At 64.6% G+C, this 26417-nt stretch carries 21 protein-coding genes; 14 read left to right on the top strand and 7 right to left on the bottom strand.

All coding sequences use genetic code 11. The annotated features are described in order from the left end of the window. Positions 1-178 precede the first annotated feature (178 nt). Together R2669_RS01545 and R2669_RS01540 are read right to left on the bottom strand one after the other, a co-directional pair. On the bottom strand, positions 179-2245 hold the full coding sequence (locus R2669_RS01545) for an oxidoreductase (protein WP_316898163.1): 2067 nt from the start codon (positions 2243-2245) through the stop codon (positions 179-181). 106 nt (positions 2246-2351) lie between these two features. Beyond that, complete coding sequence (locus tag R2669_RS01540) at positions 2352-2534, bottom strand: hypothetical protein (RefSeq protein ID WP_316898161.1); 183 nt, start codon at positions 2532-2534, stop codon at positions 2352-2354. 111 nt (positions 2535-2645) lie between these two features. On the opposite strand from R2669_RS01540, the gene R2669_RS01535 reads away from it, so the two are divergent. The 4 genes from R2669_RS01535 to R2669_RS01520 all read left to right on the top strand — a co-directional run bounded on the left by R2669_RS01535 (position 2646) and on the right by R2669_RS01520 (position 7991). Further along, complete coding sequence (locus R2669_RS01535; protein ID WP_316898159.1) at positions 2646-3626, top strand: tyrosine-type recombinase/integrase; 981 nt, start codon at positions 2646-2648, stop codon at positions 3624-3626. A gap of 167 nt (positions 3627-3793) precedes the next feature. After that, positions 3794-4819 carry a UDP-glucose 4-epimerase GalE gene (gene galE / locus R2669_RS01530; protein ID WP_147214762.1) on the top strand — a complete coding sequence of 342 codons (1026 nt, stop codon included), beginning with the start codon at positions 3794-3796 and terminating at the stop codon, positions 4817-4819. 38 nt (positions 4820-4857) lie between these two features. Further along, a complete protein-coding gene (locus tag R2669_RS01525) occupies positions 4858-6276 on the top strand; it encodes a PAS domain-containing protein (protein ID WP_316898157.1) in 1419 nt (472 codons plus the stop codon). A 173-nt stretch (positions 6277-6449) separates the two neighbouring features. Then, on the top strand, positions 6450-7991 hold the full coding sequence (locus tag R2669_RS01520; RefSeq protein WP_147214764.1) for a methyl-accepting chemotaxis protein: 1542 nt from the start codon (positions 6450-6452) through the stop codon (positions 7989-7991). A 118-nt stretch (positions 7992-8109) separates the two neighbouring features. On the opposite strand, the gene R2669_RS01515 is transcribed toward R2669_RS01520, so the two are convergent. The 5 genes from R2669_RS01515 to R2669_RS01495 all read right to left on the bottom strand — a co-directional run bounded on the left by R2669_RS01515 (position 8110) and on the right by R2669_RS01495 (position 15958). Then, positions 8110-8418 (bottom strand): H-NS histone family protein, encoded by a 309-nt coding sequence (locus R2669_RS01515; protein ID WP_147214765.1) that lies wholly within the window; start codon positions 8416-8418, stop codon positions 8110-8112. A 411-nt stretch (positions 8419-8829) separates the two neighbouring features. Next, positions 8830-10917 carry a putative bifunctional diguanylate cyclase/phosphodiesterase gene (locus R2669_RS01510; RefSeq protein WP_316898152.1) on the bottom strand — a complete coding sequence of 696 codons (2088 nt, stop codon included), beginning with the start codon at positions 10915-10917 and terminating at the stop codon, positions 8830-8832. A 302-nt stretch (positions 10918-11219) separates the two neighbouring features. Further along, a complete protein-coding gene (locus tag R2669_RS01505) occupies positions 11220-12473 on the bottom strand; it encodes a helix-turn-helix transcriptional regulator (RefSeq protein WP_316891231.1) in 1254 nt (417 codons plus the stop codon). A 130-nt stretch (positions 12474-12603) separates the two neighbouring features. Continuing rightward, entirely contained in the window at positions 12604-14277 is a 1674-nt protein-coding gene (locus R2669_RS01500) for a ShlB/FhaC/HecB family hemolysin secretion/activation protein (protein ID WP_147214767.1), read from the bottom strand. Positions 14278-14545: 268 nt separating this feature from the next. Further along, positions 14546-15958, bottom strand: coding sequence for a collagen-like triple helix repeat-containing protein (locus R2669_RS01495; protein ID WP_316898149.1), 1413 nt, complete (start codon positions 15956-15958; stop codon positions 14546-14548). Between the two features lie 490 nt (positions 15959-16448). Here R2669_RS01495 and R2669_RS01490 point away from each other — a divergent pair, with 490 nt between their 5' ends. From R2669_RS01490 to R2669_RS01445, 10 genes are all read left to right on the top strand, one after another. Continuing rightward, complete coding sequence (locus R2669_RS01490; RefSeq protein ID WP_316898147.1) at positions 16449-17573, top strand: collagen-like triple helix repeat-containing protein; 1125 nt, start codon at positions 16449-16451, stop codon at positions 17571-17573. A gap of 568 nt (positions 17574-18141) precedes the next feature. After that, positions 18142-18321: a Flp family type IVb pilin gene (locus R2669_RS01485; RefSeq protein ID WP_147214770.1), complete on the top strand. Its 180-nt coding sequence runs from the start codon at positions 18142-18144 to the stop codon at positions 18319-18321. A 92-nt stretch (positions 18322-18413) separates the two neighbouring features. Continuing rightward, entirely contained in the window at positions 18414-18878 is a 465-nt protein-coding gene (locus tag R2669_RS01480) for an A24 family peptidase (protein ID WP_316899036.1), read from the top strand. Positions 18879-18942: 64 nt separating this feature from the next. After that, positions 18943-19446, top strand: coding sequence for a TadE/TadG family type IV pilus assembly protein (locus R2669_RS01475; RefSeq protein WP_316898145.1), 504 nt, complete (start codon positions 18943-18945; stop codon positions 19444-19446). 52 nt (positions 19447-19498) lie between these two features. Beyond that, positions 19499-20428: a Flp pilus assembly protein CpaB gene (cpaB, locus tag R2669_RS01470; RefSeq protein ID WP_316898143.1), complete on the top strand. Its 930-nt coding sequence runs from the start codon at positions 19499-19501 to the stop codon at positions 20426-20428. Then, positions 20421-21779: a type II and III secretion system protein family protein gene (locus tag R2669_RS01465; RefSeq protein WP_316876391.1), complete on the top strand. Its 1359-nt coding sequence runs from the start codon at positions 20421-20423 to the stop codon at positions 21777-21779. Before cpaB ends, R2669_RS01465 begins: the two co-directional genes overlap by 8 nt. Before the next feature lie 9 nt (positions 21780-21788). After that, positions 21789-23132, top strand: coding sequence for a CpaE/TadZ family protein (locus R2669_RS01460; RefSeq protein WP_316898141.1), 1344 nt, complete (start codon positions 21789-21791; stop codon positions 23130-23132). Then, on the top strand, positions 23129-24499 hold the full coding sequence (locus R2669_RS01455) for a TadA family conjugal transfer-associated ATPase (RefSeq protein ID WP_316898139.1): 1371 nt from the start codon (positions 23129-23131) through the stop codon (positions 24497-24499). The genes R2669_RS01460 and R2669_RS01455 overlap by 4 nt, the downstream gene beginning before the upstream one ends. Further along, positions 24492-25418 (top strand): type II secretion system F family protein, encoded by a 927-nt coding sequence (locus tag R2669_RS01450; RefSeq protein ID WP_316891222.1) that lies wholly within the window; start codon positions 24492-24494, stop codon positions 25416-25418. Before R2669_RS01455 ends, R2669_RS01450 begins: the two co-directional genes overlap by 8 nt. Before the next feature lie 9 nt (positions 25419-25427). Then, the gene (locus R2669_RS01445) at positions 25428-26417 is read left to right on the top strand and encodes a type II secretion system F family protein (RefSeq protein WP_316898137.1); all 990 of its coding nucleotides are present in this window, start codon (positions 25428-25430) and stop codon (positions 26415-26417) included.

Raw genomic sequence — 26417 nt, 5'->3', positions numbered from 1 at the left:
CCGCGGCCCGATGGCCGGTTGAGCGGCTTGCGCAATGGCATCTAAGGTCACGGCACGCACTTCAGCAAGCGCAGGACAGGCCTTTCATGCGTCTATTTTTTTAACTCTCATTGAAAGCGCGAAACATGAAGCGAACGCTGAGTTTTTTCATGCAACGCGCCACGCGGGCAAGCCTCAGTTACAGCGATGCAGCCAGGCGCGTGCCCTGGTCGATGGCGCGTTTGGCATCCAGTTCGAGCGCCTCGTCTGCGCCGCCGATGACGTGCACCTTTGCACCGCCGGCCTGCAGCGGCTCCACCAGTTCGCGCAACGGTTCTTGCCCTGCACACAGCACAATGGAATCGACCGGCAACCATTCGGCGGCTTCGCGTTTTTCTCCGTAGCTCACGAGCAGGCCTTCGTCGCCGATGCGCTCGTAGTTGACGCCGCCCACCATGCGCACGCCCAGGTTCTTCAGGCTGGTGCGGTGGATCCAGCCGGTGGTCTTGCCCAGCCCGCCGCCGAGTTTGCCGGCGCGCCGCTGCAGCAGGACGATCTCGCGCGCGGGTGTTTGCGGTTCGGGGCGGATGCCATCCACGCCGCCGCGTACTTCGGTCGGGTCCCCAACGCCCCATTCAGCCCGCCACGTCTGCAGATCCAGCGTGGGCGAATGGCCGTCGAGCGCCAGGAATTCCGCCACGTCGAAGCCGATGCCGCCCGCACCGACAATCGCCACGCGCTTGCCGACCGGCTTACGGTGACGCAGCACATCGATGTACGACAGCACGCTCGGATGGTCCTGCCCCGGGATCTTCGGGTTGCGCGGCGACACACCCGTCGCGATGATGATCTCGTCGTATTTGGCGGCAAGCAGCTGCTGTGCATCCACGCGCGCACCGAGGCGCAGCGTCACGCCTGTCGCATCGACGCGGCGCGTGAAGTAGCGCAGCATCTCGTGAAATTCTTCCTTGCCCGGGATCGTCTTGGCCATGTTCAACTGGCCGCCGAGTTCCGGCGCTGCGTCGAACAGGTCCACGGCGTGCCCACGCTCGGCCAGCGTGATCGCCGCCGACAGCCCCGCAGGCCCGGCGCCGACCACCGCAAAGCGGCGCTTGGCGGGCGTCGGTCGGATGACGAGTTCGGTCTCGTGACACGCGCGTGGGTTGACGAGGCAACTCGCAATCTTGGCCTTGAACGCGTGGTCCAGGCACGCCTGGTTGCAAGCGATGCAGGTGTTGATGTCCTGCGCGCGATTCGTGGCGGCCTTGCGTACGAAGTCGGCATCGGCCAGCAGCGGCCGCGCCATCGACACCATGTCGGCGCATCCGTCGGCCAGCACGGCCTCTGCCACCTCCGGCGTGTTGATGCGGTTGGACGTCACGAGCGGAATGCCGACCTCGCCCTTCATCTTCTTCGTCACCCACGCAAACGCCGCACGCGGCACGCTCGTCGCAATGGTCGGGATGCGTGCCTCGTGCCAGCCGATGCCCGTGTTGATGATGGTGGCCCCCGCGCGCTCCACGGCCTTGGCGAGCTGCACGACTTCTTCCCAGGAGCTGCCGTCCGGGATCAGGTCGATCATCGACAGGCGATAAATGATGATGAAATCCTTGCCGACCGCCTCGCGCGTGCGCTGGACGATCTCCACGGGCAGGCGCATGCGGTTGGCATAGCTGCCGCCCCAGTCGTCCGTGCGCTTGTTGGTATGCGTGACGAGAAACTGGTTGATGAAGTAGCCCTCGGAACCCATGATCTCGACACCGTCGTAGCCGGCTTCGCGGGCCAGTTGCGCGCACCGCACGAAGGCGCGGATCTGGCGCTCGATACCGCGTGCGGACAACTCGCGCGGCGTGAACGGGCTGATGGGCGAGCGCAACGACGTGGGCGCCACCGCAAGCGGGTGATAGCCGTAGCGGCCGGTATGCAGGATCTGCAGAGCGATCTTGCCGCCTTCCTCATGCACGGCGTTGGTGACCGTGCGGTGGCGGCGCGCTGCGCCATGTGTGGCCAGGCGCCCGGCAAAAGGCTTGGTCCAGCCGGCAATGTTGGGCGCGAATCCGCCCGTGACCATCAACCCGACATCGCCGCGTGCGCGCTCGGCAAAGTAGGCGGCCAGCCGGTCGAAGTGGTTGCCGTCTTCCAGCCCGGTGTGCATCGACCCCATCAGCACGCGGTTCTTGAGCGTGGTGAAGCCAAGGTCGAGCGGCTGGAGCAGGTGGGGGTACGGCGAGGAGGAGTAGGACGAGGAGGGCGTGGAGGCGGGCATGTCCGGCGCAGGGCAGGCGCTGCGATGATGTGGAAACGCGCCGGACGGTAGCACCCAAGCGCCCGTTGGAACAACAGGGCGGGGCTCTAGATGTGTGGACTGCGCGTCAGGATTTTCCCGACTTTTTCGCGTCGTCTTCAGCTGGCTTGCCGAGCAGCGCTTTCAGCAGCTTGTTCTGGGGAACGGCCTTGCCGGTGCCCTGGCCGGGCTTGCCGGTGCGCTGGCTATCGCGCTTGAGGTTGTTGGCGATCTTGAGGCCCTTGAGTTTTTCGAGGTCGGTTTTCTTCACGATGGGGTCCGCAATGGGATACAGGAGCTGCGTGTTACGCTCGGCAGGATACGCGAAATTGCCAGACTCCCGGTCCGCCCACGCTCGTTTTTCAGCATTTCCGCTACCGCATTGACCTCATTCACGCCGCCCGCCACGCCCGTTCCGGACCTGTTTCAGCCCAGCCTGCAAGACTGGGCCGAGCGGCCCGCGCAAGCCTTCGAACATTGGCTGGCCGCGCGCGGCTATCGTGAATCATCGGCCACGGTGTATCGCGCGATGTGGCGCAAATGGCTGCGCTGGGCCGAATCGCACCAGCGCCCATTGTCCGACTGGAGCGCGGGCGACATCGCCGCTTTTCTCGACGAATCGGGCCTGACCAAGCTGCATCGCTACCGCTACGCGCGTTTGATCGAGCGCGTCTTCCATCAGATCGAGCAACAACGCACGGGCACGCACAACCCGGCAAGCTCCGCTGTCCAGCAGAAGCTGGCCGAGGGCGAGAACGATCCGACCACGTTCCTGTCAGCCGCCGAGCGTGCGGCGATCGAGGCCTCACTGCAGGTGGGCGCGCAGGCCAGCGAGGCCGCCGCCAACGCCAGCGCCTTCAAGCTGGCGCGCGACCGGGCGCTCGTCGCGGTCTGCCATGGCGCGGGGCTGAAGGTCGCGCAGGTGCAATCGCTGCTGCTCCGCCAAGTGGATGAGGCGCTGGAGGCGATCACCGTCGAGCGCACGCGCGGCCCGGCGTACAAGGCGCCCATGCTTGAAGCTGCGCGTCCGGCGCTGGCTGCCTGGCTGGCGGTGCGCGCACACGCCGAGGTGCCGGGCGAGCGCGTATTCGTTGCCGATGCGGGCGGGCGCGTCATGCATGCGGCGTCGGTCTACCGGCGCGTGGAGGCCTGGCTGGCCGCGCTGCCGGCGTTGCTGCACCGCAGCGAGCGGCTTTCGCCGCAGACGCTGCGTAACGGCTACACGGCCGCGCTGTTCGACGCAGGCGCAAACCCTGCTGAGGTTGGATACGCACTGGGCCTGCGCGATTCGACCTCGGCATGGCGTCTGCGCGCGGCCTATGCTGAGTGGCAGGCCGCCGCCCATCCCGACGGCCCGCCGTAGGGCCGCTTTATGGGCAGTTGGGCTCCAAACAGCCCGCGAACCGGCGGCAGCCTTTGCTATGATCGCGCTGTTTTGCGCGCTGCGGAGCAGGTTGACGCAGCGTAGAACGACGATGCCGGGCTCAAACCGGCACGCTAGCTCTCTCCTTCCTCGATACCTCGCACCCCATGACAGAAACGATTCTGCTGACCGGCGCCACCGGCTACATCGCCTCGCACACCTGGGTTGAACTGCTGGATGCGGGTTACCAGGTGATCGGTCTCGACAACTTCTGCAACAGCAGCTCGACCGTGCTGTCGCGCATCGAGCAGATCACCGCCAAGACGCCCAAGTTCGTGCAAGGCGACGTACGTGACCGCCGCCTGCTCGACGATCTCTTTGCCAGCTCGCGCATCTCTGCGGTCATCCACTTCGCGGCGCTCAAGTCGGTCGGCGAATCGGTGCAGAAGCCGCTGGCCTACTACGACAACAACATGGGCGGGCTGGTGACGCTGTGCGCGGCCATGGCGCATGCGAATGTGCGCCAGCTGGTGTTCAGCTCCTCGGCGACGGTGTATGGCAACCCGCATACCGTGCCGATCACCGAATCGTTTCCGCTCTCGGCCACCAACCCGTACGGCCAGACCAAGGTGATGGGCGAGCAGGTGCTGCGCGATCTGGAGATTTCCAATGCGGCCTGGCAAATCGCCTATCTGCGTTATTTCAATCCGGTGGGCGCGCACCACAGCGGCCTGATCGGTGAGGACCCGCGCGGCATTCCCAACAACCTGATGCCGTATGTGGCGCAGGTGGCGGTAGGCAAGCGCGAGAAGCTTTCGATTTACGGTGGCGACTGGCCGACGCCCGACGGTACCGGTGTGCGCGACTACATCCACGTGGTGGATCTGGCGCGCGGGCACCTGTCGGCGCTCGACACGCTGCGCCGTGACAACCGCGGCTTTACCGTCAACCTCGGCACGGGCCGCGGGTATTCGGTGCTGGAAGTCGTGGAGGCCTACAAGCGCGCCAGCGGCAAGCCGGTGCCCTATCAGATCGTGGACCGCCGCCCTGGCGACATTGCAGCGTGCTATGCCGATCCGGCCCTGGCGGCGTCACTGCTCGGGTGGCGCGCGCAATACGGCATCGAGCGCATGTGTGAAGACTCGTGGCGTTGGCAGAGCATGAATCCGGACGGTTTCCAAAGCCGTGGCTGAATCCTTGAAGGCTTCGAACCCGCAGGAGATGCCCCGTCGTGGATGAGGCGTTGATCGTTCACCTGGTCAATACGCTGGCGCACGCGTCGTTGCCTGCGCTGCTGCCTTTTGTCGTGGCCTGTGGCGCAGGCAGTTTGCTGCTGCGCCTGCTCGATGACTTGCGCAGCGCTACCGCGTCGCGCACGCGCGTGCCGCTGGTCATGACAGCGCTGTTTGCCGCGATCGGGCTGTGGGCCGTGCCGCTGCTGCCGCTGCTTGCACGTTGGCCGCTGCACGAAGACACCGCTGTGCTCGTGATGACGCTGGCTTCGTTCTGCTGGAGCCTGGCTGTTGCCGCGCTGTGGTGCGTACTCGGCGGGCGGGCGAGCCTGATACGCGCCATGTTGCTGGGCGTGTTGCTGAGCGTGAGCGGCCCGGTGGCGGTGTTGTTGTTGGCGGGTGTAACGAGCTTCAGCGCCACTGCGTGGGAAGACGCTGGGCTGCTGGGTATCGTGATTGTTTTGTCGGCGGTGGCGTGCGCGGCGGCGCTGCAGCTGGCACTCTCGGCGCGGTCAGGTGCGACGGGTGTGGCGGTGCGCCGCCCGGGCGTGAGCCTGTTTGTGAGCGTGCTGTTCGGCACGGCGCTGACGGCGGATGCGGTGTACACGGCGTCGCTCGCGGGTTCGTTTTCGACGCTCTCCGCCGTGCCCGCCAATGCGCCGGCGGGGCTGGGGCTGCTGCTCGTGATGGGGGCGGTTGCCACGGTGCTCGCTGCTCTGCTGCTGGGCTATCGGGATCGCGCCACGGGCGACACCGCGGCTGCCGTCGCCGCGCGCGAAATCCGGCTGCGCAAGGAAACCGTACAGGCGCTCAACGATCTGGAGCAGAGCTACCGCCGCCGCGAAGCCGAACTCGTTGCCCGCCACCAATTGTTGCTCGACGGTGCAGATGTCGGCCTGTGGGAGTTCGATCTGGTCACGCGCGCGGCGCAGTTTTCCACGCGCTTTGCGGCCATGCTTGGCTACACGCTCAAGGAAATCGGCCCGAGCACCAGCGAATATCTCCGACTGGTGCATCCGGATGATCTGCCCATGGTGCTCAATCGCATCCAGGCACATGTTGACGGCAACACGCCGGCGTACGTGGCGGAATTCCGCATGCGGCACAAGGATGGCGGCTATCGCCAGATGGCCGCGCACGGCGTTGCGGTGCGAGACGCCGGTGGCCATGCGGTTCGCATGGCGGGCTCGCATATTGAGGTGGTCCAAAAGGCAGCCCTGGCAGAAATTGCCGTGGCAGCCGCTTCGACCGTTGCCGAAGCACCCGAAACGCTGCGTCGCCATGGCTTGTGGGAATCGTGGTCGCCGATCGATTCTTCTGCTGTAGAGGCGGTCCCCGCTCAACCCGCACCGACAGCCGCTCCTGCGTCAGCCGGCAGCGGCGCGCTTCCAAGCATCAACCCCAACGCGTTGCGTTGAAGTCTCTTTTTCCCGCCTTTTACAATCGGCAGCGTCTTCCTGGGTACATGTCCTACTCAAGTTTTCCCTGCGCGCGTTCGATAGCTCAAGCAGAGCGCGTGTAATCGCGCCAGGGGAGCGCCGCGATGCATCTGTGCCTTGCGGACAAAAGAAAACGCTTGGAGGGAAGGAAGATGAATCGACTCACGCTTCGTCAGAAGCTGTGGCTGCCGCTCGTCCTGAGTTGGCTGTGCCTGCTTGTCATCACATTGTGGAGTGCATGGGGCGCGCGCACCGTGCGAATGGAAGAGCGGCAACGCGATCTTCAGAACGTCAGCGCAACGGCGTTCAGCGTCATCAAGGAATACGCCCAGCTGGCGCAGGACGGCAAGATGACGGTGGACGAGGCGAAGGCCCAGGCCATCGCGCGCCTCAAAGACATGCGCTATGGCACCGACGGATATTTCTCGCTGTCGAGAACCGACACCGTATCGGTCATGCACCCGATCAAGCCCGAGATGGTCGGCAAGAACATGTCCGCCGCAACGGATCCGGAAGGCAAACACCTGTTCGTGGACATCGCGCAAACGGCCAAGGCGGGCGGCGGGTTCGTGCGCTATCTCTGGCCCAAGCCCGGCAGCGACAAGGCTGAGCCCAAGCTGACCTACGTCTCGTACTACCAGCCTTGGGACTGGTCGATGACGACGGGGCTGTATATCGATGATGTGGATGCAGCGTTCCGCACATCCCTGATCCAATCGCTGAGCCTGCTGTTTGGTATTGGCTTGGTGATGACGGTGGTTGTGGTGGCCGTGACGCGCGGCTTGCAACGCCAGTTGGGCGGTGAACCGGCTTACGCGGCGGACATCGCCGCGCGCATCGCCAGCGGCGATCTGGCGTTGCAGGTGCACACGCGCCCGGGGGATCGGGACAGCATGCTGTTCGCCATGTCGCAGATGCAGCAGCAACTGACCGGCACGATTAGCGACATCAAGAACTCGGCCGATTCCATCGCCAGCGCCACCAAGCAGATTGCCGCCGGCAATGCCGACCTCTCGCAGCGTACGGAGCAGCAGGCGTCTTCGCTGGAAGAAACGGCGTCGAGCATGGAAGAACTGACCAGCATCGTGAAGCAGAACGCCGACAACGCCCGTCAGGCAAGCACGCTCGCCGTCAACGCGTCGGATATTGCGGTCAAGGGCGGGGAGGTGGTCGGCCGGGTGGTCGAGACCATGTCCGGCATCAACGAGAGCAGCAAAAAGATTGCCGACATCATCGGTGTGATCGAAGGTATCGCTTTCCAAACCAACATCCTGGCGCTGAATGCAGCCGTGGAGGCGGCGCGCGCGGGTGAGCAGGGCCGCGGTTTTGCCGTCGTTGCCGGAGAGGTGCGCAGCCTGGCGCAGCGCTCTGCGAGCGCGGCCAAGGAGATCAAGGAGTTGATCGGCGATTCGGTGGGCCGTGTGCAGAACGGCTCGGCGCTGGTGGAAGAGGCCGGTGTGGTGATCCAGGACGTGGTGACTGCAGTGAAGCGCGTCACGGACATCATGGGCGAGATTTCTGCGGCGTCTGAAGAGCAGAGTTCCGGTATCGAGCAGGTCAACCAGGCCGTGAACCAGATGGACGAAGTGACGCAGCAGAATGCCGCGCTCGTGGAACAGGCCGCCGCCGCTGCCCTGTCACTGGAAGAGCAGGCGCAATTGCTGCGCACGGCAGTGGGGCGCTTCCAGGTATAACTGCCCCGCTTCTGTCGCGCAGAAAGGCAAAAGGCCGGCAAATCCGCCGGCCTTTCTCTTGTGTGGTTTCCGGCGCGCCTCTTTGTGCGGGCTCGGAATGCTGCGCTGAAAGCGCTGCTCAGGCGACCAGAAAATCCTCCATCTTCCGGCCCGACGACAGCTCTTTGACCAGCCAGCCCGGGCGCTTGCCGCGACCCGTCCAGGTGTTGCCGTTGTTGTCGCGGTAGCGCACGGGCACCTTGCGGCCAGCCTTCTTCGAGGCCACGGCGCCCTTGGTGCCAAAACCGAGGTCTTCGGCGGTCAGGCCGTATTCCACGATCTTGTGCTTGATTTCAGCGATCACCGTCGCTTGTTCATTTGCCCGGAGTTCATCGGCTTGGCGCTGCAGTTCAGAGATCTTCTGAACGATTTCCTTGTAAGTCGGCATTATGGATTCCTCAGCTTTGCAATTGAAACGTGGGCACGCTCCCCGTAGCCCAGGGCATTATAACGACTTTGCAGGAGAGAATTGAATTTCGTTAAGACCTCATGTCAACGACGTGGATTTTCTGCCGCACTGCATTTTGCGCAAACCTGCGCGGGGCGGGGTTTTGCGCGATGTGTCGAAATCGTAAACACATGAACCATTGCAAAACCATTGGCCTGTATTGCAATCGGTCCAGTGCAGCCACTACGCAATTTCTACACAATGTTTTTATGTGACTGCTTCATTGCTTCGGCAATCGCCGGCCGACGTGGCCAAATATTTCCGAATATGAAGATGAAAGGTTTATGAAAGGTCAGGCATGAATGCATCGAAATGGCGCATTTTCTGTGCCGCCTATTTGAGGCGATCGGTTCAGGCGTACTCGATTCCAAGTAACCCCTGAAAATCCTTGGCCGGCATTGGGCGCGCCAGCAGATAGCCCTGCACCTGATCGCATTGCAGATTCACGAGGGCCTGCATTTGCGCTTCGGTTTCCACACCTTCCGCCACCACGGTCATGTCCAATGAGTGCGCCATGGCGCAGATGGCGCGAATGATGGCGGCTGCCTCGGGCGGGTTGTCGTCGAGCGCAGAGACGAACGCGCGATCGATCTTGATCTGCTGGGCGCGAAATCGCTGCAGATAACTGAGGCTGGAATAACCGGTGCCGAAGTCGTCGATGGCCACCTCAAAGCCGAGTGACTGGATCTGGCGGATGACCGCGATGCTCTGACCGGCATCGCGCATGGCGGCCGTCTCGGTAATCTCGAACATCAGACGATGCGCGGCAACCTGATAGCGATGCAGGATCTGCGACAGGCGCTGCACGAGATCAGGCTGCTGGAATTGCCGTGGCGAAAGGTTGACGGCAATGCGCTGCGGCGACATGCCGATGGCATCCCAATGCATGATCTGGCGGCAGACTTCTTCGACCACCCAGTCGCCCAGTTCAACGATGGTGCCGGTGCGCTCGGCCAGCGGGATGAACTCCGCCGGCGACACCGAGCCCAGCTCCGGATGGTTCCAGCGCAGGAGCGCCTCAGCGCCGGTCATGGCTTGCGTGCGCGCATCGAACTTCGGCTGGTAGTACACCGACAGCTGCCCGTTGAGGGCCGCATGCGAAAGCGCACGTTGGATCTGCAGCACACGGTGCGCCGTGGTGTTCAGGCGCGGCTCGAAGAAGCGATAGGCGTTGCCGGTGGACTGCTTGCAATCGAACATGGCTGTGTCGGCATGTTCGAGCAGCGTGTCAGCCGTCGCGCCGTTGTGCGGATGAACGACGACGCCGATGCTGGCGGTGGCGCGCAGGCGCCGGCCTTCCACTTCCACCGATTCGCGCAGGCGGAACAGCAGCTTGTCGCCGATGGTGGCGGCAGCCTCGGGCAGCGCCAGACCCTCGACGAGGATGCCGAATTCGTCGCCACCCAGGCGCGCCACGGTGTCTTCGCCGCGAATGGCCTGGCGCAGGCGCTCGGCAATGATCTGCAGCACGCGGTCGCCGGCATTGCGGCCGTATTGGTCGTTGATCTGTCCGAAGTTGTCGAGATCCAGATAGAAGAGGGCAAACGGACGCCCGCGCCGTGTAGACGACAGGATGGCCGCCTCCAGCGCTTCGCGAAGATGCAGGCGGTTCGGCAGTCCGGTCAGCGCGTCGTGCAGTTGCGGGCGCGGCGCCTGGTTCGCCACCCGCGCCAGCGATGCTTCCAGATGTGCCTGCGCCGAGTCGACCCGGGTTTCAAGCATCATCAGCACGGCATGCAAGCCCAGTGCGATCAACACGCCGCCGGCACTGAGCATGATGACGGGCACGATATGCGTCGTCGACTCGTCGGCCGGCCATGCCGCGGCGCTTGGCCACAGCACGAGCGATAGCACAGCAGAAGTGGCCAGCACGGCGGCGGCACGTGCACGCAGACCCACAGCGGCGCGACGCTGCGCGGGCGGCATATGAAATGCCATGCACATCGCCAGGCACACGCCTGCGCCGAGCACCGTCGTACCGCCGCCCCAGCCAAGCAAGGCACGGCGCAGCGACAAGGCCTCGTCATGCACCCAGGGGCGCGTCAGATACAGCTCCGTCGCCAACAGCCCGATGCCAAGCGCCACGGCACCCATGGCAATACTGCGTCGCTGCGAAGCCTGTGCGCCATTGGAAGCCGATGGGTCTGGCAGCAAGATGGAAAACGCCGCCAGCGCTGCGGCCAGCGTTGTCATGAGCGTCGCCGCAATGGGCGCGGATATGGGCGCGCCGACCTGCCGATGCAGGCCGAGCTGGCCGAGCCAAAGCCCCGACCACAACCCAATGCCAAGAATGGCCGCGCAGGCGATGCGCCAGTTGCGGCGTTTTGCGATCGTCGAGCCCCCCGGCAGACGTGTCGCAGCGTCCAGTGCGGCAAACGTGGTCAGCCCAGTGCTGACCCACGCAAACAGCAGCAGCGCAATATGGAAGTCGTTATGCATGCGAGCGCATCCGGCGCGGCCCCCCGATCTACGACCAGCGCCTAGTCTGTGTTTTGCGGCGAGGATAGCGCAAAAGCCTGTCGTTTCAGGCCGCGAAAAGGTGCGTTTGTTGCGCGCTATTCACAGAATGCGTCGGGATCATTCGCCGCTACCGCTTTGCATCAAGCAAGCCTGACGGCGCGACGCCTGTCTTGAAGGATCGGCAGAAACCGGCGAAACGTGAGCCGGGTATACGCGGATGGATCGACGCCCGTGAATGGGCGTCGGAAGTGATGCGAAGTCGGAGCGGCCCGAGCGTGAACTCAGGCGTTGAGGCGGCCGCGCCGGCGCGCCGTCGGCGTGGCGGCACCGGCACGTTCGAGGTCGACGCTGGGCAGCAGGTGCAACAGGCGTACCAGTTCGGACTGGCGATGCGTGCCCGTCTTGCGCAGGATGTCGCGGATGTGCACGCGTACCGTGTGCAGCGAGAGGAATTCGCGCTCGGCAATTTCCTGCAGGGTTTCACCTGCGGCCAGCCGCGCAGCGACGATGCATTCCTTGTTGGTGAGCCCGAAGAGCGAAGCGAGCACGCCGGCGTCCATGACGGAGCGCGCCTCGGAATTGCCCACGAGCACCAGCGCCAGCGGCGAAGCCCAGGACGAACGCATCGCATCGGAAGGCGTGAGCGGCGTGGCAATGAACGGCACCGGCCGGCCGTCGCGCGCCAGGTACATCCACGAACCGGCCGCGCCTTGTACGCCGAGCGACCCGGCGGCGTGTTCGATGAGGTTGCGCAGCGCTGCGTCGTGCGTGTGGTCTGCCGAATGCAACAGGCTGCCATCAAGCGACAAACGGTCGTCTTCCGTCGTCATCGTGCGCGCCCAGGCATTGGCGTATTTCACGCGCATGCTGCGCTCGATGACCATCACGCCAAAGTCCAGCGTATCCAGCCCGGCCATGCCAAGCGCGGCGAGTTCGTTCAGTTCGAGGTTGCGCTGCTGCATGCGGGCCGCCCGCTGCAGGTGCGGCAGCACGCGCTGCAGGCGGCTTTCGCGCTCGATGGCGCTGACCTCGGAGAGATCGTCGTCGCGCGTGCGCAGGCGCATCATGACGCGCATGTCGGGCGTATCGATCAGGGTCATCGCGGCCGACGGCGTTTCTTCGGGTTGCGCGGTGTCGGACAGTTGGAGGTCTTGGCAGAAGGTGTTGCAGTGTCCCTGTTGCGGACAGTCTTGGCACCAGCCCGACGAAACGCCATGGCGGGGCGTGTCGGTGTGCTTGTCCCAGACGAAATAGTGTGCGCTTTCGGCGCCGGCGTAGACAGAAAGCAGGGCCAGGGCGATCGGCATCTGCGCAGGCTCGAGTACCGCCTCGTAGATGGTATCGACGAGTCGATGGAATTCTGCGTCATCCGATAGACGTTGCAGCATGATGGCCCCCGGTGCGTATTGCGACAGCTCAGGGTGCAATCCCTTGCTGTCGGCGTGGTGCGGCGTGATGCCGCCGTCGCTGTAATGATTATTGTTGTTCTGCGCGACTTCTGTGGTAATCGGCAACTCTTTGGAAAAACTTAACATTCCGTTTTCGATGCTCCCAAATTCCGGCGGCGATGTATCCCCCCCTTGAGAGGGGAGTATGGTCGACTTTCAGCGCTGAAAATATAAAAAATATAAAAAGTTCGTTCACATGTTCACGATGCCGCGCGTGTCAGTTGAACTGGTAGGTGTAGGCCGCGTTGAAGCGCAGACTGCGGGAGCTGGAATTGATCGGTTTGTCGCCGACCGGGCGCGCGATGGCGAGGTCCAGCGTGTAGTACTTCCGGTCGGAGAAGCGCACGCCCAGCGCGATGGAACCGAGTTGGTCGTGCACGAGTGTGCCCGCGTTCGAATAGACCTTGGCGGTGTCATACAGCACGTAGGGTTGCACGGTCTTCAGGTAAGCCATCGATACCTGGAATGCGCGGTTGAGCTCAACCGAGGCGCCCCAGCCGCGATCGCCTGCTACTTCACCGGCCGGGTAGGCGAGACCGAAGAAGCGGCCGCCAAAGCTGATCTGTTCCGATGACGGCAGCACCGCACCGCTGTACTGCGCCGCACCCGACACCACCACGCCGAAGCCCAGCGGGAGGTCGTGCGCTTCGCTGGCCGTGATGCGCGTGCGCAAGAAACTGAGGTCGACGTTGTTGTTGGGCGACTTGCCGGCGCCCAGGCTGTTGATGCCTTGATACAGGCCCAGCGACGCGCGGCGCGTTTCCCCGGGGTTCACCTCGGTGTAAAGCGCTTCGGCGCCCGCCACGCGCACCTTGGCATCCAGTTCGGTCTGCGCAAAACCGGGGTTCTGCGGCGTATAGCGCTGCTTGTCGTCGTTGCCGTAGAAGGTGCCCGTCACCGTCAGGTTGCGCGTGTTCGACAGCAGTACCGGATACGTCAATGACAACCCGAGCCGCTGCGTGTCGGTCAGGTAGCGCGATTGATAGCCCAGTTGCTCCAGCGGCAGATTCTCGGGCATGCCGCGATAGTGCGACCACGTCAGCTTGGCCAGCAGCCCGTCGGTGCCGATCGGCTGTGCCCACGTGGCGGAGTAGAAGGTCTCATGGTCCGACCCGCGCGGCTGCAATGTCGACACGGTGATCTGTTCGCCCAGCGGCGTCACGCTGTTGAGCGTGCCGGTGATGATGGCCCGCACACCGGGCGATCGGTATTCAACGCCCGTACCGATGGTGTATGGCTGGCGCTTTACGTTCAACACGAGTTCGCTCGCGCCATCGGTGGTGGTAGGCGGCTGCACGGTCGCGGTGATCTGCACGCCGGGCTGCAGCGCCAGCACGCCTGTCACGCGCTCGAACGTTTCGCGGCGCAGGGGCTTCTCATTCATCAGGCGCTGCGAGATGTCTCGCAGGCGGCCTTCCAATGGCCCGGGCGTACCCTCGATGCGCATGCGCGCTACATAGCCTTCGACCACCGTGACGCGCACGACGCCGCCTTCAAAGGTCTGTGCCGGCACAAAAGCGAATGAGAGCGGGAAACCGCGGTCGGCGTACAGCTTGGTGACATCGTTCGCAGCCTGGAGCAGTTGCGCGACCGTGACGTCATGCCCGGCCAGCGGCGCGAAATGCGCTGCGACTTCGGGAAACGGCAGCGTCTTGACGCCTTCGATCTGGAACTTGGTCGGAGTGAGATGCGAGGCGAGCAGGTTTTCCAGCGCCGGATTCGGCCGTTGCACTTCCACCTGAATCTTCTGCTGGGGCGGACGGGAGGTATCGACCTTCGGAAGCGTGTCGATCGGGTTGCCTTGGTTGGGGCTGCTCTGGGCCCAGCTCAGTGCCGGGCCGGTCAGTGCTACGCCTGTGGCCAGGGCCAACCGCATGGTGGTGGTCCGCACGCCTGTCTCCTCCGTGATTTTCGTTTGTGGTGTCGCGAAGCCGTGCAGCCGCGCGTTGCATCAAACGATAACCGCGAGACATGGTGCTTTACAACAAGACACATACAGGGAGCGTTCACGCGGCGCAACGGCCCAGGTAGATAGCGGGGTGCGTAGGTGCGTGGTAGCCAGCCCAATGACGATGCCGCATTGCGCGGCACCGGGTCGTTTGAAACGCGACAGCGGCGGACTGGCGTGATAGCCGGCCCGCCGAAGCCTCGATCGTGGCTTAGCGGGGCGTACCGCCCAGTGCGGCGCCCACCGTGCCGAGCAGACCGCCCACCGCGCCGGTGACCGGCGACAGCGGTGTTGCCGCGCCTGCCGAGGTCAGACCCGAGCCGACCGTGGTGACTACACCGCCAACCGGAGCTGTGATCGCGCTGATCGGGCCCAGCGGGTTGCTGGCACCGCCCGCGGCACCACCCAGGCTACCGAGCGCGCCGGTGATGGGAGCCAGCGGGTTGGCCCCACCTGCGCCGCCAAGGCCGCCGAGTGCGCCGGTGATGGGAGCGAGCGGACTGCTGCCGCCCGTTGCGCCACCGAGGCCGCCCAGCAAGCCCGTAATCGGAGCGAGCGGGCTGGAGCCACCTGCACCGCCAAGACCACCGAGGGCGCCGGTAATGGGGGCCAGCGGGTTACTGCCGCCCGTTGCGCCACCCAGACCGCCCAGCAGGCCCGTGATGGGCGCCAGCGGATTGCCGCCCGATGCCGTCGGCGAATACACCACGCCGCCCAGTGCGGCAACCGTGTTGCCCGTGGCCGTCACCACGCCGCCGAGACCGCTTACCACCGGAACATTGGCGGCGGTGAGGGTCGTGCCGCCATTGGCGACTGCACCGCCAATCGTGCCGAGCAGCGAGTTGACCGGCGAGCCCAGGCCCGTGGCCGCGCCCAGCGTCTGCGTACCGCTGGTGACCTGCGAGGTCAGCGGCACGATCGCCGTGCTCAGTTGCTGCGTGAGCTGCTCCACAGGGCCGGTCGACAGGGCCGTGCCCAGCGTGCCGCCTCCGTTGGCAACGGCCTGGCCGACCTGCGCGACCACGCCTGCCAGCGGTGTCGTCACCGGCGCCAGCGGCGCCAGCGGGCCAGTGCCCAGGTTGTTGACCAGCGTGCCGGCGCTCGTGACCGTGTTGCCCGCACCGGTTACCACGTTACCGAGGCTGGAGACCGTGGTGCCAACCGGATTGGCGTTGCGGCCGATGCTGCCCAGCCCGTTCTGCACGCCCGTGCCCAGCGCCGAAACCGTCGCGCCGGCGTTTTCGACGACACCGCCCAGGCCGCTTTGCACACCGCTCAGTTGCGAGGGCAGTGGTGCGGTGGCGATGGTCTTGCCCAGGCCGCTCACAGTCGAGCCAGCCGCCGTGACGATGCCGCCCGTATTGTTGAGGACGGCACCCGTCGGTGTCAGCGGAGCAGGTGCCGGCGTCGGGCTGGGGGACGGCGAAGGCGAAGGAGACGGCGACGGGGAGGGCGAGGGGGACGGCGAAGGCGTCGGCGTTGAACCGCCGCCATTGTTATTGGAGCCGCCGCCGTTCGAACCTCCCAGCGAGCTGCCCATGTCCCCCGAGCCGGAGCTGGCGCAACCACCCAAAACCAACAGGCTTGCCATGGTGGCGGCCAGGCACTTGATGTTCTTATTCATGATGGATCTCCCGTTTTAAAAAGTCCGCTTTAATCAGCTGGAAAGGGTCTCACTGTTGATGTGAGGTGGCCGGACTCTGCAAACGGTGTGCCATGTCGCCATTATTACGCAATGCGTAACGTGGTATCGGAATTTGCGGCGTTTGACCCAATAAAAATGGAGCGAATGTGAAAACTAACCAGAATATGGGATTTACATACCCCACCAAAGTAGGGGCTAAACGTTTGCCTTATCGGTTATGTCGGGGGCGAATGTGTTCCGTGTCACGTTACGTCGTAACGTGCGGAACACGGATTTAGGAGGGGTAACGCGGCGAATTCAGGGTGGGGTAACACCTGACGTGCTAGCCGCAAATCCAATAACCACGCCGTCTCCTGAAAACTGAACCGGTTTTCTGCTGCGCCTGGCATGCCATTTGCAGAATGTGGCCCGCAGTCCGCAATACCGAGCTCAGACATCAAGACACATCATTCCAAGAAGGGGACGGACCATGACTCACATTCGATACTCCATTCGCGTTGCGCCGTTGGCCTGCGCTGTTGCCGCTCTCATGTTGGCGGCTTGCTCTTCGGGAGGCTCCGGCTCGGGCAGTTCGCCGAATCCGAGCCCGAGCGACACGACGGGCGTGACGCCCATCGGCAAGGTCGCAAACGGCACCGGCAACACCGTTGTCGCGACCGGCCAGGCAATCAGCAGCCTCGGCTCGACACTTCAGAACGCAAACATTCCGGGCCTGTCGGATCAGGCCAAGGCCGGGCTGGGCGGTACGGTCGACAACACCGGCAAGGCGGTCAGCGATCTCGGCCTGGGCATCCAGACCGGGCTCGGCAAGATGGGCCAGAACCCCAACCCAATCGGTACGACCGTGGCCAGCACCGGCAATGTCGTGACGGACCTCGGCCAGGCAACCGTGAGCGCCGGCTCGCTCGTGCAAGGCCTCGGTCAAGGCTCTGGCGCCCCGTTGGCGCCGATCACCCAACCGGTGGGCGGCGGCGTTCAGCAGATTGGCCAGGCGCTGATCGGCGGTGGCACGCTTCTGGGCAGCGCGTTGTCTTCCGGCGCGGTCCAGCAGGTGACGCAGCAACTGAGCACGGCCATCGTGCCGGTCACCACACAGGTCAGCGGCGCCACCCAGATGATTGGCGATTCGACGGGCCTAGGCGGCGCCTTGAACAACCTGCTGGGGACGGTAGGCGGCGGCGTTGCCGGCGTTGGCAACACCATCACTGGAACGGGCGTGCCGGTAGTCTCGAACCTCGGCCCGGTGGTGACTTCGGTGGGCACGACGGTCGCCGCAATCGGTGGCGTTGCCACGGCGGGCGGCTCGGCGGGCAGCAATCCGCTGGGTGGCCTGCTCGGCGGTGTGGGTGGCGGCACCGGCGGCACGAACCCAGTGGCGCCGTTGACCGGCCTGCTGGGTGGCGCATCGGGCGGCTCCAACCCCCTGGCCCCTGTCACGGGCCTGCTGGGCGGCGCAGCCGGTGGCAGCAACCCGCTGGCGCCCGTCACCAACCTGCTGAGCGGCGCGACCAGCGCGGCCGGCGGCACATCGGGCGGCAATCCGCTGGCCCCTGTCACCAACTTGCTGGGCGGCGTTGGCAGCCTGGCGCACTGAGCAGTACCTGTCTGTGCTCTTGAAGGTGCGCGGGCGTGTTCCCGTCGCTCGCGCATCCTTTTTTTGCCTGGACAGAAATGGGGAGCGTTCAGACCGGCCCCGAGGATTAATGGGAAACCCGTCCTATTAATAGAATTAATCTGAGGATCATTAGGGGATTTCCATTAGTTTTCAGAGGGTTGGCGCGTCTTTAGTAAAATTAAATAGAGACTTCATTCTAATTTGAGGCAAGTACCTCAATTGAGTTATTTTGTTTGCGGCGCCGCACGCCTATAAAGATGTTACGACGTGTTACGTGACATACGTGACACGTCGAACAAAATGGTGGCCCATGGGGGGCGTGCGGTGATCATCGGACGTGTTCGGGACACGCGCGTCCGGTGATGTCTGAATTTCGTTCCATTAGTGGAACGACACCGGCAGCGAAATTTTTTGCTGTTTGTGTCATCGCAGTAAATCCCCATGCGTTTTATCCGTTATTACCAAATATGAACTGGCTAAGGTTGGAGCGCCGGAAGCTGGTCGGGATCAACACATCCGCGGGCGAGTGCAAACAGGAGAGAGAATCATGAAGAACGCCATTCTGAAGTTCATCCGTGACGAACAAGGTGCCACTGCCGTCGAGTACGGCATGATCGCTGGTCTCATCGCCGCCGCCATCGTGACGATCGTGACCACGCTCGGTACCAAGCTTGAGGGCGTGTTTGCGTCCATCTGCCAGGCCGTCAACAAGAACGTGGCTTGCTAGCAACCTGGTACGGCCACGTCGATACGCCAGGCTGGGCAGCGGTTGTCGTCCTTTCATTAGTTGCAATTGCGCAGGATTTCCGTTCAAGACGGGTGCCGAACTGGCTCGTTGCGGCGGGGGTCGTGCTGTCCGTCATCCTGGTCAAGTTCGGCGGAGTCCAGGATCTTGCCTATGACTGGCGCGACTTCTGGCTCGGCGGAGTGATCGCGTTTGCCTGCTTTCTGCCGCTGTACGCCCTCGGCTGGATGGGCGCCGGCGACGTGAAGTTCTTCACTGTCGTCGGCCTGCTGGCAGGCTGGCATGGCCTCGTGGCCGTATGGCTTGTCTCCAGCATGCTTTCCGGCCTGCACGCGCTCGGCATCATGGTGTTGCGCCAGTTCGATGCGTCCTCGCCTCCTGCCTGGATCGTGATGCGCGTGTGCCCGGCTATCGCCCGCTGGGATACCGCTGGGGCAGGGCGTCGGGGCATTCCGTACGCCGCCTACATGGCGATCGGGTTGCTGAGCCTGCCATGGGTGCCTTCAGTGATGCGCATGCCCTGGCTGCCGGGCATGTAGTTCAGACAGTTGAAGCGTTGAAGAAGAGCCGCCAAGCGGCCTGCCTATAAGAAAGGAGTCGGCCATGCCGACATTGCAACGGGAACGGGAGGGTGCTCGCATGCACCCGGAAGTCCGCACGCGTGCTGTCCGCCGCCCTTGGCGGTGCGGCAACCGCGGCGCAGCTTCAGTCGAATTTGCCGTCGTCGTGCCGGTGCTGCTGGTGCTCATGCTGGGCATCGTGTACTACGGCGTGATCCTCGCCATGCAGCAGGCGCTGACACTGGCGGCGGAAGAGGGCGCACGCGCGGCGCTCCGCTATCAGCCTTCCAACACGCAGCGCGTGGCAGCCGCCTATGCGGCGGTGACGTCGGTGCTGCCCACCTTCCTTAGCGGGCGGGTCCAGACCAATCAGAACAGCACCCCGCTGGTGAATTGCCAGAACGTGGCGGGCATGCAATGCCTGAGCGTGGTCCTGACGTTACCGGTGACCTCCGGCAACAACCCGCTGCTGCCTTCGATACCCCTGTTGCCGGCACCCGCCACGTTGACGGGCTCTGCCGTCGTGCAGCTGGTGCCTGGCTCCTGACCTCATTCAGTTCGCTGACCTTCTCGATCGACCGCCCGGACACGCCGCCCAGATGACCAGCAAACACCTCCAGATCTTTGCCGCCGCGCTCTTGCTGCTCGCTGCCATTCTTGGCGCCGTGGCATGGAAGACGGCGCATCGCCCGCCAGCGCCCGTGGCCGCGCAGAAAGACGGCAAGACCGTCTATCCCGTTGTCGTGACCACGAAACCGCTGGAGGCCGGCAAGCCGATCACCGCGGACCAGGTAGCCATCGAGCAGTTGCCCATCAATCCGGCGGAGGGGTTTTCGGACGTGACGAAGGTGGTGGGGCGCGAGCCCATTCTGCCGGTCGGAGTGGGTGTGCCGTTGATTGCATCGCAGTTGTCATCGGGCCTCGCGCAACAGGTGGAGGCTGGGCAGCGCGCGGTCGCCATCAACGTGGACGAGGTGATCGGCGTGGGCAACCGCGTCATGCCCGGCGATTACGTGGACGTGTTTCTCGTGATGCGAAAGGACGGCCAGGAAGTTCAAGACAGCCAGGCACGCCTGCTGTTGCCGCACCTGCGCGTGCTGGCGTTTGGCCCGCTGGCGGTCAATGAAGGGACGCAGAAACAGCCCGAGAACAACGGGGTCACGCGCAAGGTTGATCAGGCCAAGACGGCAGTGCTGGCCGTGCCGGTGGAAGCGGTCAGTCAACTGGCCATGGCGCATCAGAGCGGCCGTCTGCTGCTGGCGCTGCGCAATCCGGGCGACGATGCCGAGCCGACCGTGAAGCCGCAAGACGGGGCGCTGCTGGCCGCCGACAACCGCAACCCGATGGACGTCGCGCAGGCCGGCGTGTCGATGGCCAGCCTGACCGGCGCGGCGCGCCGCTCGCCGGTGCTCCAGGTGCCGCCGCTGCCGGTGGTGGCATCAACGCGCGCGACCGCACGTACCAGTACAGCTGCCACCGGCGGCGTAGAAATCATCCGCGCAGGAAAACGTGAGGAGCAACATGACTGACGCCGCCATCCTTCGCGGTTATGTGGGCACGCTGGTGTTGGCGGCCTGCGCATCGACCGCATTTGCGGAAACGGCGCCCGCCGGTCAGACCCTGCATCTTCTGAGCGGCAGCCAGCGCGAGATCCGGCTGGGCAAGCCGCTCGAGCGCATCGCGATCGGCAACCCCGAGATTGCCGATGCCCTGTTGCTCAAGGGCCGCGGTGCAGCCAGCAGCCTGTTGATCATCGCCAAGAAGCCCGGCGCAGCGAGCGTGATGGTGTGGACACAGGGCGGTTCGGCCATCACGTACAACGTGCAGGTGGATGCGGGCGAGCCCGTGCCCGGCGATCCCAATGTCGACGTCAAGGGGGACACGGCCGTCGTCTCAGGGCAGCCCAAGGACGTGTATGCCCTGTCCCGTGCGCGCCGTACGGGCGGATTGGCCACCGGCGCGGAGAAGTCCAAAGGCGGCAACGTGGTCGACACCACGTCGTTGAACGCGCCGGGCACGGTCCAGGTCGACGTACGCGTGGTGGAGTTCAGCAAGACGGTGCTCAAGGAGGCCGGGTTCACGTTCGGTCGTACGCGCGGCGGTTTCGACTTCCGGACGTTTGCGCCCTCGTCGCTCTCCAAGGTCACGTTCGGCTCCAACGGGTTGTCTACCGAATCCACCATGCCGATCGGTTCAGCCTTCAACCTGCTGGTCTCCTCGGTCAGCAAGGGCCTCTTTGCCGACCTGAGCCTGCTGGAATCAAACGGCATGGCGCGGGTGCTGGCCGAGCCGAGCCTGGTTGCCCTGTCCGGGCAGAGCGCCAACTTCCTGGCCGGCGGCGAGATTCCGATTCCCGTGCCGCAGGCGCTGGGTACAACCACCATCGAGTACAAGCCGTTCGGCATCGGGCTGACGGTATCACCGACGATCCTGTCGGAAAACCGCATCGCCCTGAAGGTGGCGCCCGAAGCGAGCGACCTGGATTTCAGCCGAGGCGTCACGCTCAACGGTGCCACCGTGCCCGCCATTGTCACGCGCCGTGCCGACACGACGGTCGAACTTGGTGATGGCGAGAGCTTTGTCATCGGCGGGCTGGTCAGTCGCTCCACGCTGTCCAATGTCGACAAGGTGCCCTTCCTGGGCGACGTGCCGATCATCGGGACCTTCTTCAAGCGCCTGAACTACAACCAGGAAGAGCGGGAGCTGGTGATTATCGTGACGCCGCATCTGGTCAGGCCGATGGCACGCAATGCGCCGATCGACAAGATGCTGCCGGGGCAGAGCGGCGGGCGGGAGCGCGATACCGCGAGTGAGCCCGTGTGGCGGCCGTATGCTCTGGGGGTGGCAGATCCGGCCACCATGCCTGGGTTCTCGAAGTAAGGGGCAGGCATGGACTACTTTCTTCTGCACGGCGGCGCGCGCGGCAGCAAGCAAGGTGACGCGCAGTCAGCAGGCGTACACCGGTGGCTGGCGGGAGCGATTCGCGAGCTCGGTGTGCTGGTGGCAGAAACCACCGGCCACGACGCGTTCATCGAACAGATTGGCGCAGTGAACCCCGAGGTCGTGTTTGTGCGATTTGCCTCGTCCCCCGCATTGATCGACGTGCCCGATCAGGACCAGAAGCTGGGCGAGGGCGCCGACGCGATCAACGAGGCGACGCAACTCGTCGCAGAACTCGCGCGTCTGTTTCCGGGCTTGCCGCTGGTGGCCGTGGGCTCCGCTGCCGATGGCCGCGCGATGCTGGCCGCCTTGCGCGCAGGCGTCAAGGATTTCGTCGACGTGGACGGCGCGCCGACCGAAGCCGTGCGCGTGGTGCGGCGACTGCTGGCGGAGCGCGCATCGGCGGAGCCGACCCGCCGTGGCCGCGTGCTCGCGGTGTTGGGCGCGCGCCCTGGCGTGGGCGCGACGACGTTGGCTGTCAATCTGGCCACGCTCGTGCGCCGCACGTCGGCCAGCGATGTGATGCTGCTCGACTTGGGCCAGCCGCTGCGTGATGGCGCGTTGTACCTGAACGTGCAGGCCAATTTCCATTTTGTGGAAGCCGTGCGCAACCTGCGCCGCTTCGACCAGGTGTTTGTGCAGACCGCGCTGTCGCGCCACCCGAACGGGCTTGCGGTCCTGCCGCTGCCGATCTCGCTGGCCGAGATGCGCGACATTTCGTTCTCCGAGGCGCTTGGCCTGCTCAACCGCTTGCGCACGTTCTTCGACCTGCAGGTCGTCGACCTGGGTGGCTTCGGCAACATCGACTTCATCGCACAGATCATCAAGGCTGCCGACGACGTGATGCTGGTGACCGAGCAGAGCGTGGGCGCCATCGTGTCTGCGGCCGAGCTGATGCAGGAACTCAAGAAGCGCGAGATCGACCGCGACCACCTGCATCTGACCATTTCGAAGTTCGACACACGCCTGTCGTTGGACGCGGCGCAGATTGCCGAGCGGCTGGAAATCCCCTCGGTGCTGACCGTGCCGAATCGCCGTGAAGCCCTCGTCATTGCCTCAAACCAGGGCGCGATGCTGGCCGAAACACATCCCACCGATGCCTATGTGCGTGCGCTTGCGCAGATTGCCCAGACACTCGGCTATGCCCAGCAGAGCGAGCGTGCGTCGGGTGTATCGAGCTGGGTGTCGGGCGTAAGTGCGCGACTGGGCGGCCGCTTTGGTGCGCGCTCCAAACGCAAATCGACAGACGCCACTGAACTGGATATCGGGACCACCGAACGGAACGCGACATGACACAACCCATCGAGTTCTCCAACCAGGCGGACGCCGGCAACGGCGCGTTTGCCGTCTCGCAGGCCTTCCAGGACATCAAGGAAGCCGCGCACGAACACCTGCTGACGCGCATTGAAGAACTGGGCGCCGAATTCGGTCGTTGGTCGCGCACGGCCATCCAGCGTTTTGTCGATCTCGAGGTGGAAGGCTTCACGCGCATGCGCCGCATTCCCGTCAACGAGACGGAGATCCGGCAGATTGCCGAGGCGCTGACGAAGGAGCTGGCCGGCTTCGGCCCCATCGAAGACCTGCTGGCCGATCCGGCGGTGGAAGACATCCTCGTCAACGGCCATCTGGACGTGTACGTGTCGCGCCACGGCATTCTGGAACGCATTCCGGTGCGCTTTGCCGACAACAACCACTTGCTGCGCATCGTGCGTCGCATCCTCGCGCCGATCGGGCGCCGGTTGGATGAGTCGAACCCGATGGTCGATGCGCGCTTGCCCGACGGCGGCCGCATCAATGTGGTCATTCCGCCGCTGGCACTGGAAGGGCCGGTGGTGTCGATCCGCAAGTTCCGCAAGGATCCGCTCAAGCCGGAAGACCTGCTCGGCCTCGGCACCATGAGCGAAGAGATCGGCGCGTTGCTGGAAGCGGCAGTGCAGGCGCGCTGCAACATCCTCGTCAGCGGCGGCACGAGTTCGGGCAAGACGTCGCTGCTCAATGCGATGGCGTATCACATTCCGACGACGGAGCGCGTGATCACCATTGAAGACACGGCAGAGCTGTCGCTCAACCACCCGCACGTGGTGCGTCTGGAAAGCCGGCCGGGCGGCTTCGAGGGCACGGGCGTCGTCACGATTCGGGAGCTGTTGCGCAACAGCCTGCGCATGCGGCCTGATCGCATCATCGTGGGCGAAGTGCGCGGCGGTGAAGTGCTGGAAATGCTGCAGGCCATGAGCACCGGCCACGATGGCTCGATGGGCACCATCCACGCAAGCAGCCCGCGCGAATGCCTCTATCGATTGGAAATGCTGGCGGGCTTTGCCGGCTTCCAGGGCAGCGAGGTGAGCTTGCGCCGGCAGATCACCAACGCCATCGATTTCATCGTGCAGATCGGCCGGCTGTCCAACGGCAAGCGCCGCATCCTGTCGATCACGGAAGTGACGGGGCTGGGGGACAACATCATCTCCACGCAGGAGCTGTACCGCTACGAGCCGTACATCGGGCCAGACGGCGAAGAGATCGACCGCTGGACGGCGCTGGGCCTGCAACCGCATTCCCCCAAGCTTGCGCGCATGCGCAACGCAGGCATGGACAATGGCGCGAACGGTGGCATGGGCGGCATGGGTGGTGGATTCGGCGGCGGGGGCCGCTTCCATGTCTAGCGCGACGCTCTGGTTCGGTTGCCTGGCGCTGCTGCTGGTGGGCGCCTCGCTCATGTTGTGGGCGGAGGCCGTGCGCCGTCGCGAGCGCGAGGCATCGCGCAGCTTCGTGCGGGCACAGACCGATCAGATCAACGCGCGTTACCAACCGAATGTGGAGCCTGTGCCGGCCAGCGTGCCGGATTCGCTGAATCGCGTCTGGCAGGACGCACTGCGCCGTGCAGATATCGAGCCGAGCCGGCGCTTCTACGCGCTGCTCATTGGTCCGGCACTCATGATTGCGCTTGCTGTCTGGGCGGTGTCGAGCGCGATGTCGGCCCTGACGGCGCTGGCGCTGTACGTCGTGATCGTTGCTTTCCTGTTCTGGAACCGGACCCGGAAGATGAACGAACGCCTGCTGCAGCAATTGCCGGGCTTTCTCGATGGCGTGGTGCGGCTGATGAGCATCGGCAGCGCGGTGCCTGCGGCGTTCCAGGCGGCCAGCGCCAATACCGAGCAGCCGCTGCGCAACTGCCTGACGGCCATCACGCAGATGCAGCGCGCCGGCAAGGACCTTGACGCCGCGGTGCTCACCGTGGGCCAGCAGTACCGTGTGAATGAACTGATCCTGCTGTCGTCAGTGCTTCGCCTGGCATTGCGTTACGGTGGGCGGGCCGACATCGTGATGGAGCGCACGGCTGCTTTCATGCGCGACCGCCAGCAGGCCCAGCGCGAGCTGTTCGCGCTCTCGGCCGAGACGCGGTTATCGGCGTGGATCATCGGGCTGCTGCCGATCGTTGTGGGTGGTGTGATCGTCATGTTCAACGCGGCGTACATCATGTCGATGTGGCGCGATCCGTTCGGCAAGACGTTGATTCTCACGGCCTTCGGCATGGAAGTGCTGGGTGCCGTCATGCTGGCCAGGCTGGCGAAATCGGTCTGAGGAGGGCGCATGGACGATACCCTGATCACCCTCAGCCTGACCGCGGCGGCCGCGGGCTTACTGGTATTCGGCGGGCTCGCGCTGCGTGCCACGCTTACGCGGCATCGCAGCGCACGCAAGCTCGATACGGCGCTGTCCGACATGCGCGCGACGGCGGCCAATCCGGCGGGGCCCGCAGCGTCGCCGGCCGTGTCGCCTTCCGCCAAGCCGCGGCCGCACGGCCCCCGCGAAGCTCAGCAGCTCCAGCAGCAGATTGCCAAGGTAGGCCAACGCTGGATCGACACAGGCCTGGGCCGCCGCATCGTGACCGAGGAAGACCGCAAGCTGCTCGAAGAATGCGGCTACTACGGCGAGCATGCCCGCACGGTCTTTGGCGGTACGCGCATGTTGCTGCCGCCGCTGCTTGCGGTGTTCGGCGCGTTGCATGCGTCGTCGGCGCTGTTCGTGTTCGTGTTTGGTTTCGTCGGGCTCGCGCTGGGCTACCTTGCGCCGAAGTGGCTGCTCGGGCGTCGCAAGGAAAGCCGTCGGCGACGTATGGACGATGAGCTGCCGGTCATGGTCGACATGCTGCGGCTGCTGCAGGGCGTCGGCTTGTCGATCGACCAGAGCCTGCAGGTGATTGCCAATGAATTCCACAGCATGCTGCCGGTGCTTGCGGGCGAATTTGGCCGCGCCAACCAGCAGTTCGCCTCGGGCCGCCCCCGCGAGCAGACGCTGTTGCGCATTGCGCGCCTGTTCGACAACGAAGATTTGAAGGGCCTCATCACGCTGCTCACGCAGGTGGATCGCTTTGGCGGCGCGGTGCAGGAGCCTCTGCGGCAGTTCGGCGGCCGGCTGCAGGAGAACCGGCGCGCGCGGCTGAAGGAACGCGTGGGCAAGCTGACCGTGCAGATGACGATGATCATGGTGTTGACGTTGTTGCCGGCCCTGCTGATCGTCACCGCAGGACCGGGCTTCATGGGCGTGATGCGCAGCCTGCAACAAACCGGGGGACATTGA

The sequence above is a fragment of the Ralstonia edaphi genome (assembly GCF_958350185.1).
Classification (GTDB): domain Bacteria; phylum Pseudomonadota; class Gammaproteobacteria; order Burkholderiales; family Burkholderiaceae; genus Ralstonia; species Ralstonia edaphi.
Note: the sequence above shows the minus strand (reverse complement) of the source record. Positions and strands in the feature narration are given on the sequence as shown.

Excerpts from the sequence above, each read along its gene's own strand:
- R2669_RS01545 (WP_316898163.1), bottom strand. The coding sequence starts at position 2,245 with ATGCCCGCCTCCACGCCCTCCTCGTCCTACTCCTCCTCGCCGTACCCC.
- galE (WP_147214762.1), top strand. The coding sequence starts at position 3,794 with ATGACAGAAACGATTCTGCTGACCGGCGCCACCGGCTACATCGCCTCG.
- R2669_RS01520 (WP_147214764.1), top strand. The coding sequence starts at position 6,450 with ATGAATCGACTCACGCTTCGTCAGAAGCTGTGGCTGCCGCTCGTCCTG.
- R2669_RS01515 (WP_147214765.1), bottom strand. The coding sequence starts at position 8,418 with ATGCCGACTTACAAGGAAATCGTTCAGAAGATCTCTGAACTGCAGCGC.
- R2669_RS01510 (WP_316898152.1), bottom strand. The coding sequence starts at position 10,917 with ATGCATAACGACTTCCATATTGCGCTGCTGCTGTTTGCGTGGGTCAGC.
- R2669_RS01505 (WP_316891231.1), bottom strand. The coding sequence starts at position 12,473 with ATGTTAAGTTTTTCCAAAGAGTTGCCGATTACCACAGAAGTCGCGCAG.
- R2669_RS01495 (WP_316898149.1), bottom strand. The coding sequence starts at position 15,958 with ATGAATAAGAACATCAAGTGCCTGGCCGCCACCATGGCAAGCCTGTTG.
- R2669_RS01490 (WP_316898147.1), top strand. The coding sequence starts at position 16,449 with ATGACTCACATTCGATACTCCATTCGCGTTGCGCCGTTGGCCTGCGCT.
- R2669_RS01485 (WP_147214770.1), top strand. The coding sequence starts at position 18,142 with ATGAAGAACGCCATTCTGAAGTTCATCCGTGACGAACAAGGTGCCACT.
- R2669_RS01475 (WP_316898145.1), top strand. The coding sequence starts at position 18,943 with ATGCCGACATTGCAACGGGAACGGGAGGGTGCTCGCATGCACCCGGAA.
- cpaB (WP_316898143.1), top strand. The coding sequence starts at position 19,499 with ATGACCAGCAAACACCTCCAGATCTTTGCCGCCGCGCTCTTGCTGCTC.
- R2669_RS01465 (WP_316876391.1), top strand. The coding sequence starts at position 20,421 with ATGACTGACGCCGCCATCCTTCGCGGTTATGTGGGCACGCTGGTGTTG.
- R2669_RS01460 (WP_316898141.1), top strand. The coding sequence starts at position 21,789 with ATGGACTACTTTCTTCTGCACGGCGGCGCGCGCGGCAGCAAGCAAGGT.
- R2669_RS01455 (WP_316898139.1), top strand. The coding sequence starts at position 23,129 with ATGACACAACCCATCGAGTTCTCCAACCAGGCGGACGCCGGCAACGGC.
- R2669_RS01450 (WP_316891222.1), top strand. The coding sequence starts at position 24,492 with ATGTCTAGCGCGACGCTCTGGTTCGGTTGCCTGGCGCTGCTGCTGGTG.
- R2669_RS01445 (WP_316898137.1), top strand. The coding sequence starts at position 25,428 with ATGGACGATACCCTGATCACCCTCAGCCTGACCGCGGCGGCCGCGGGC.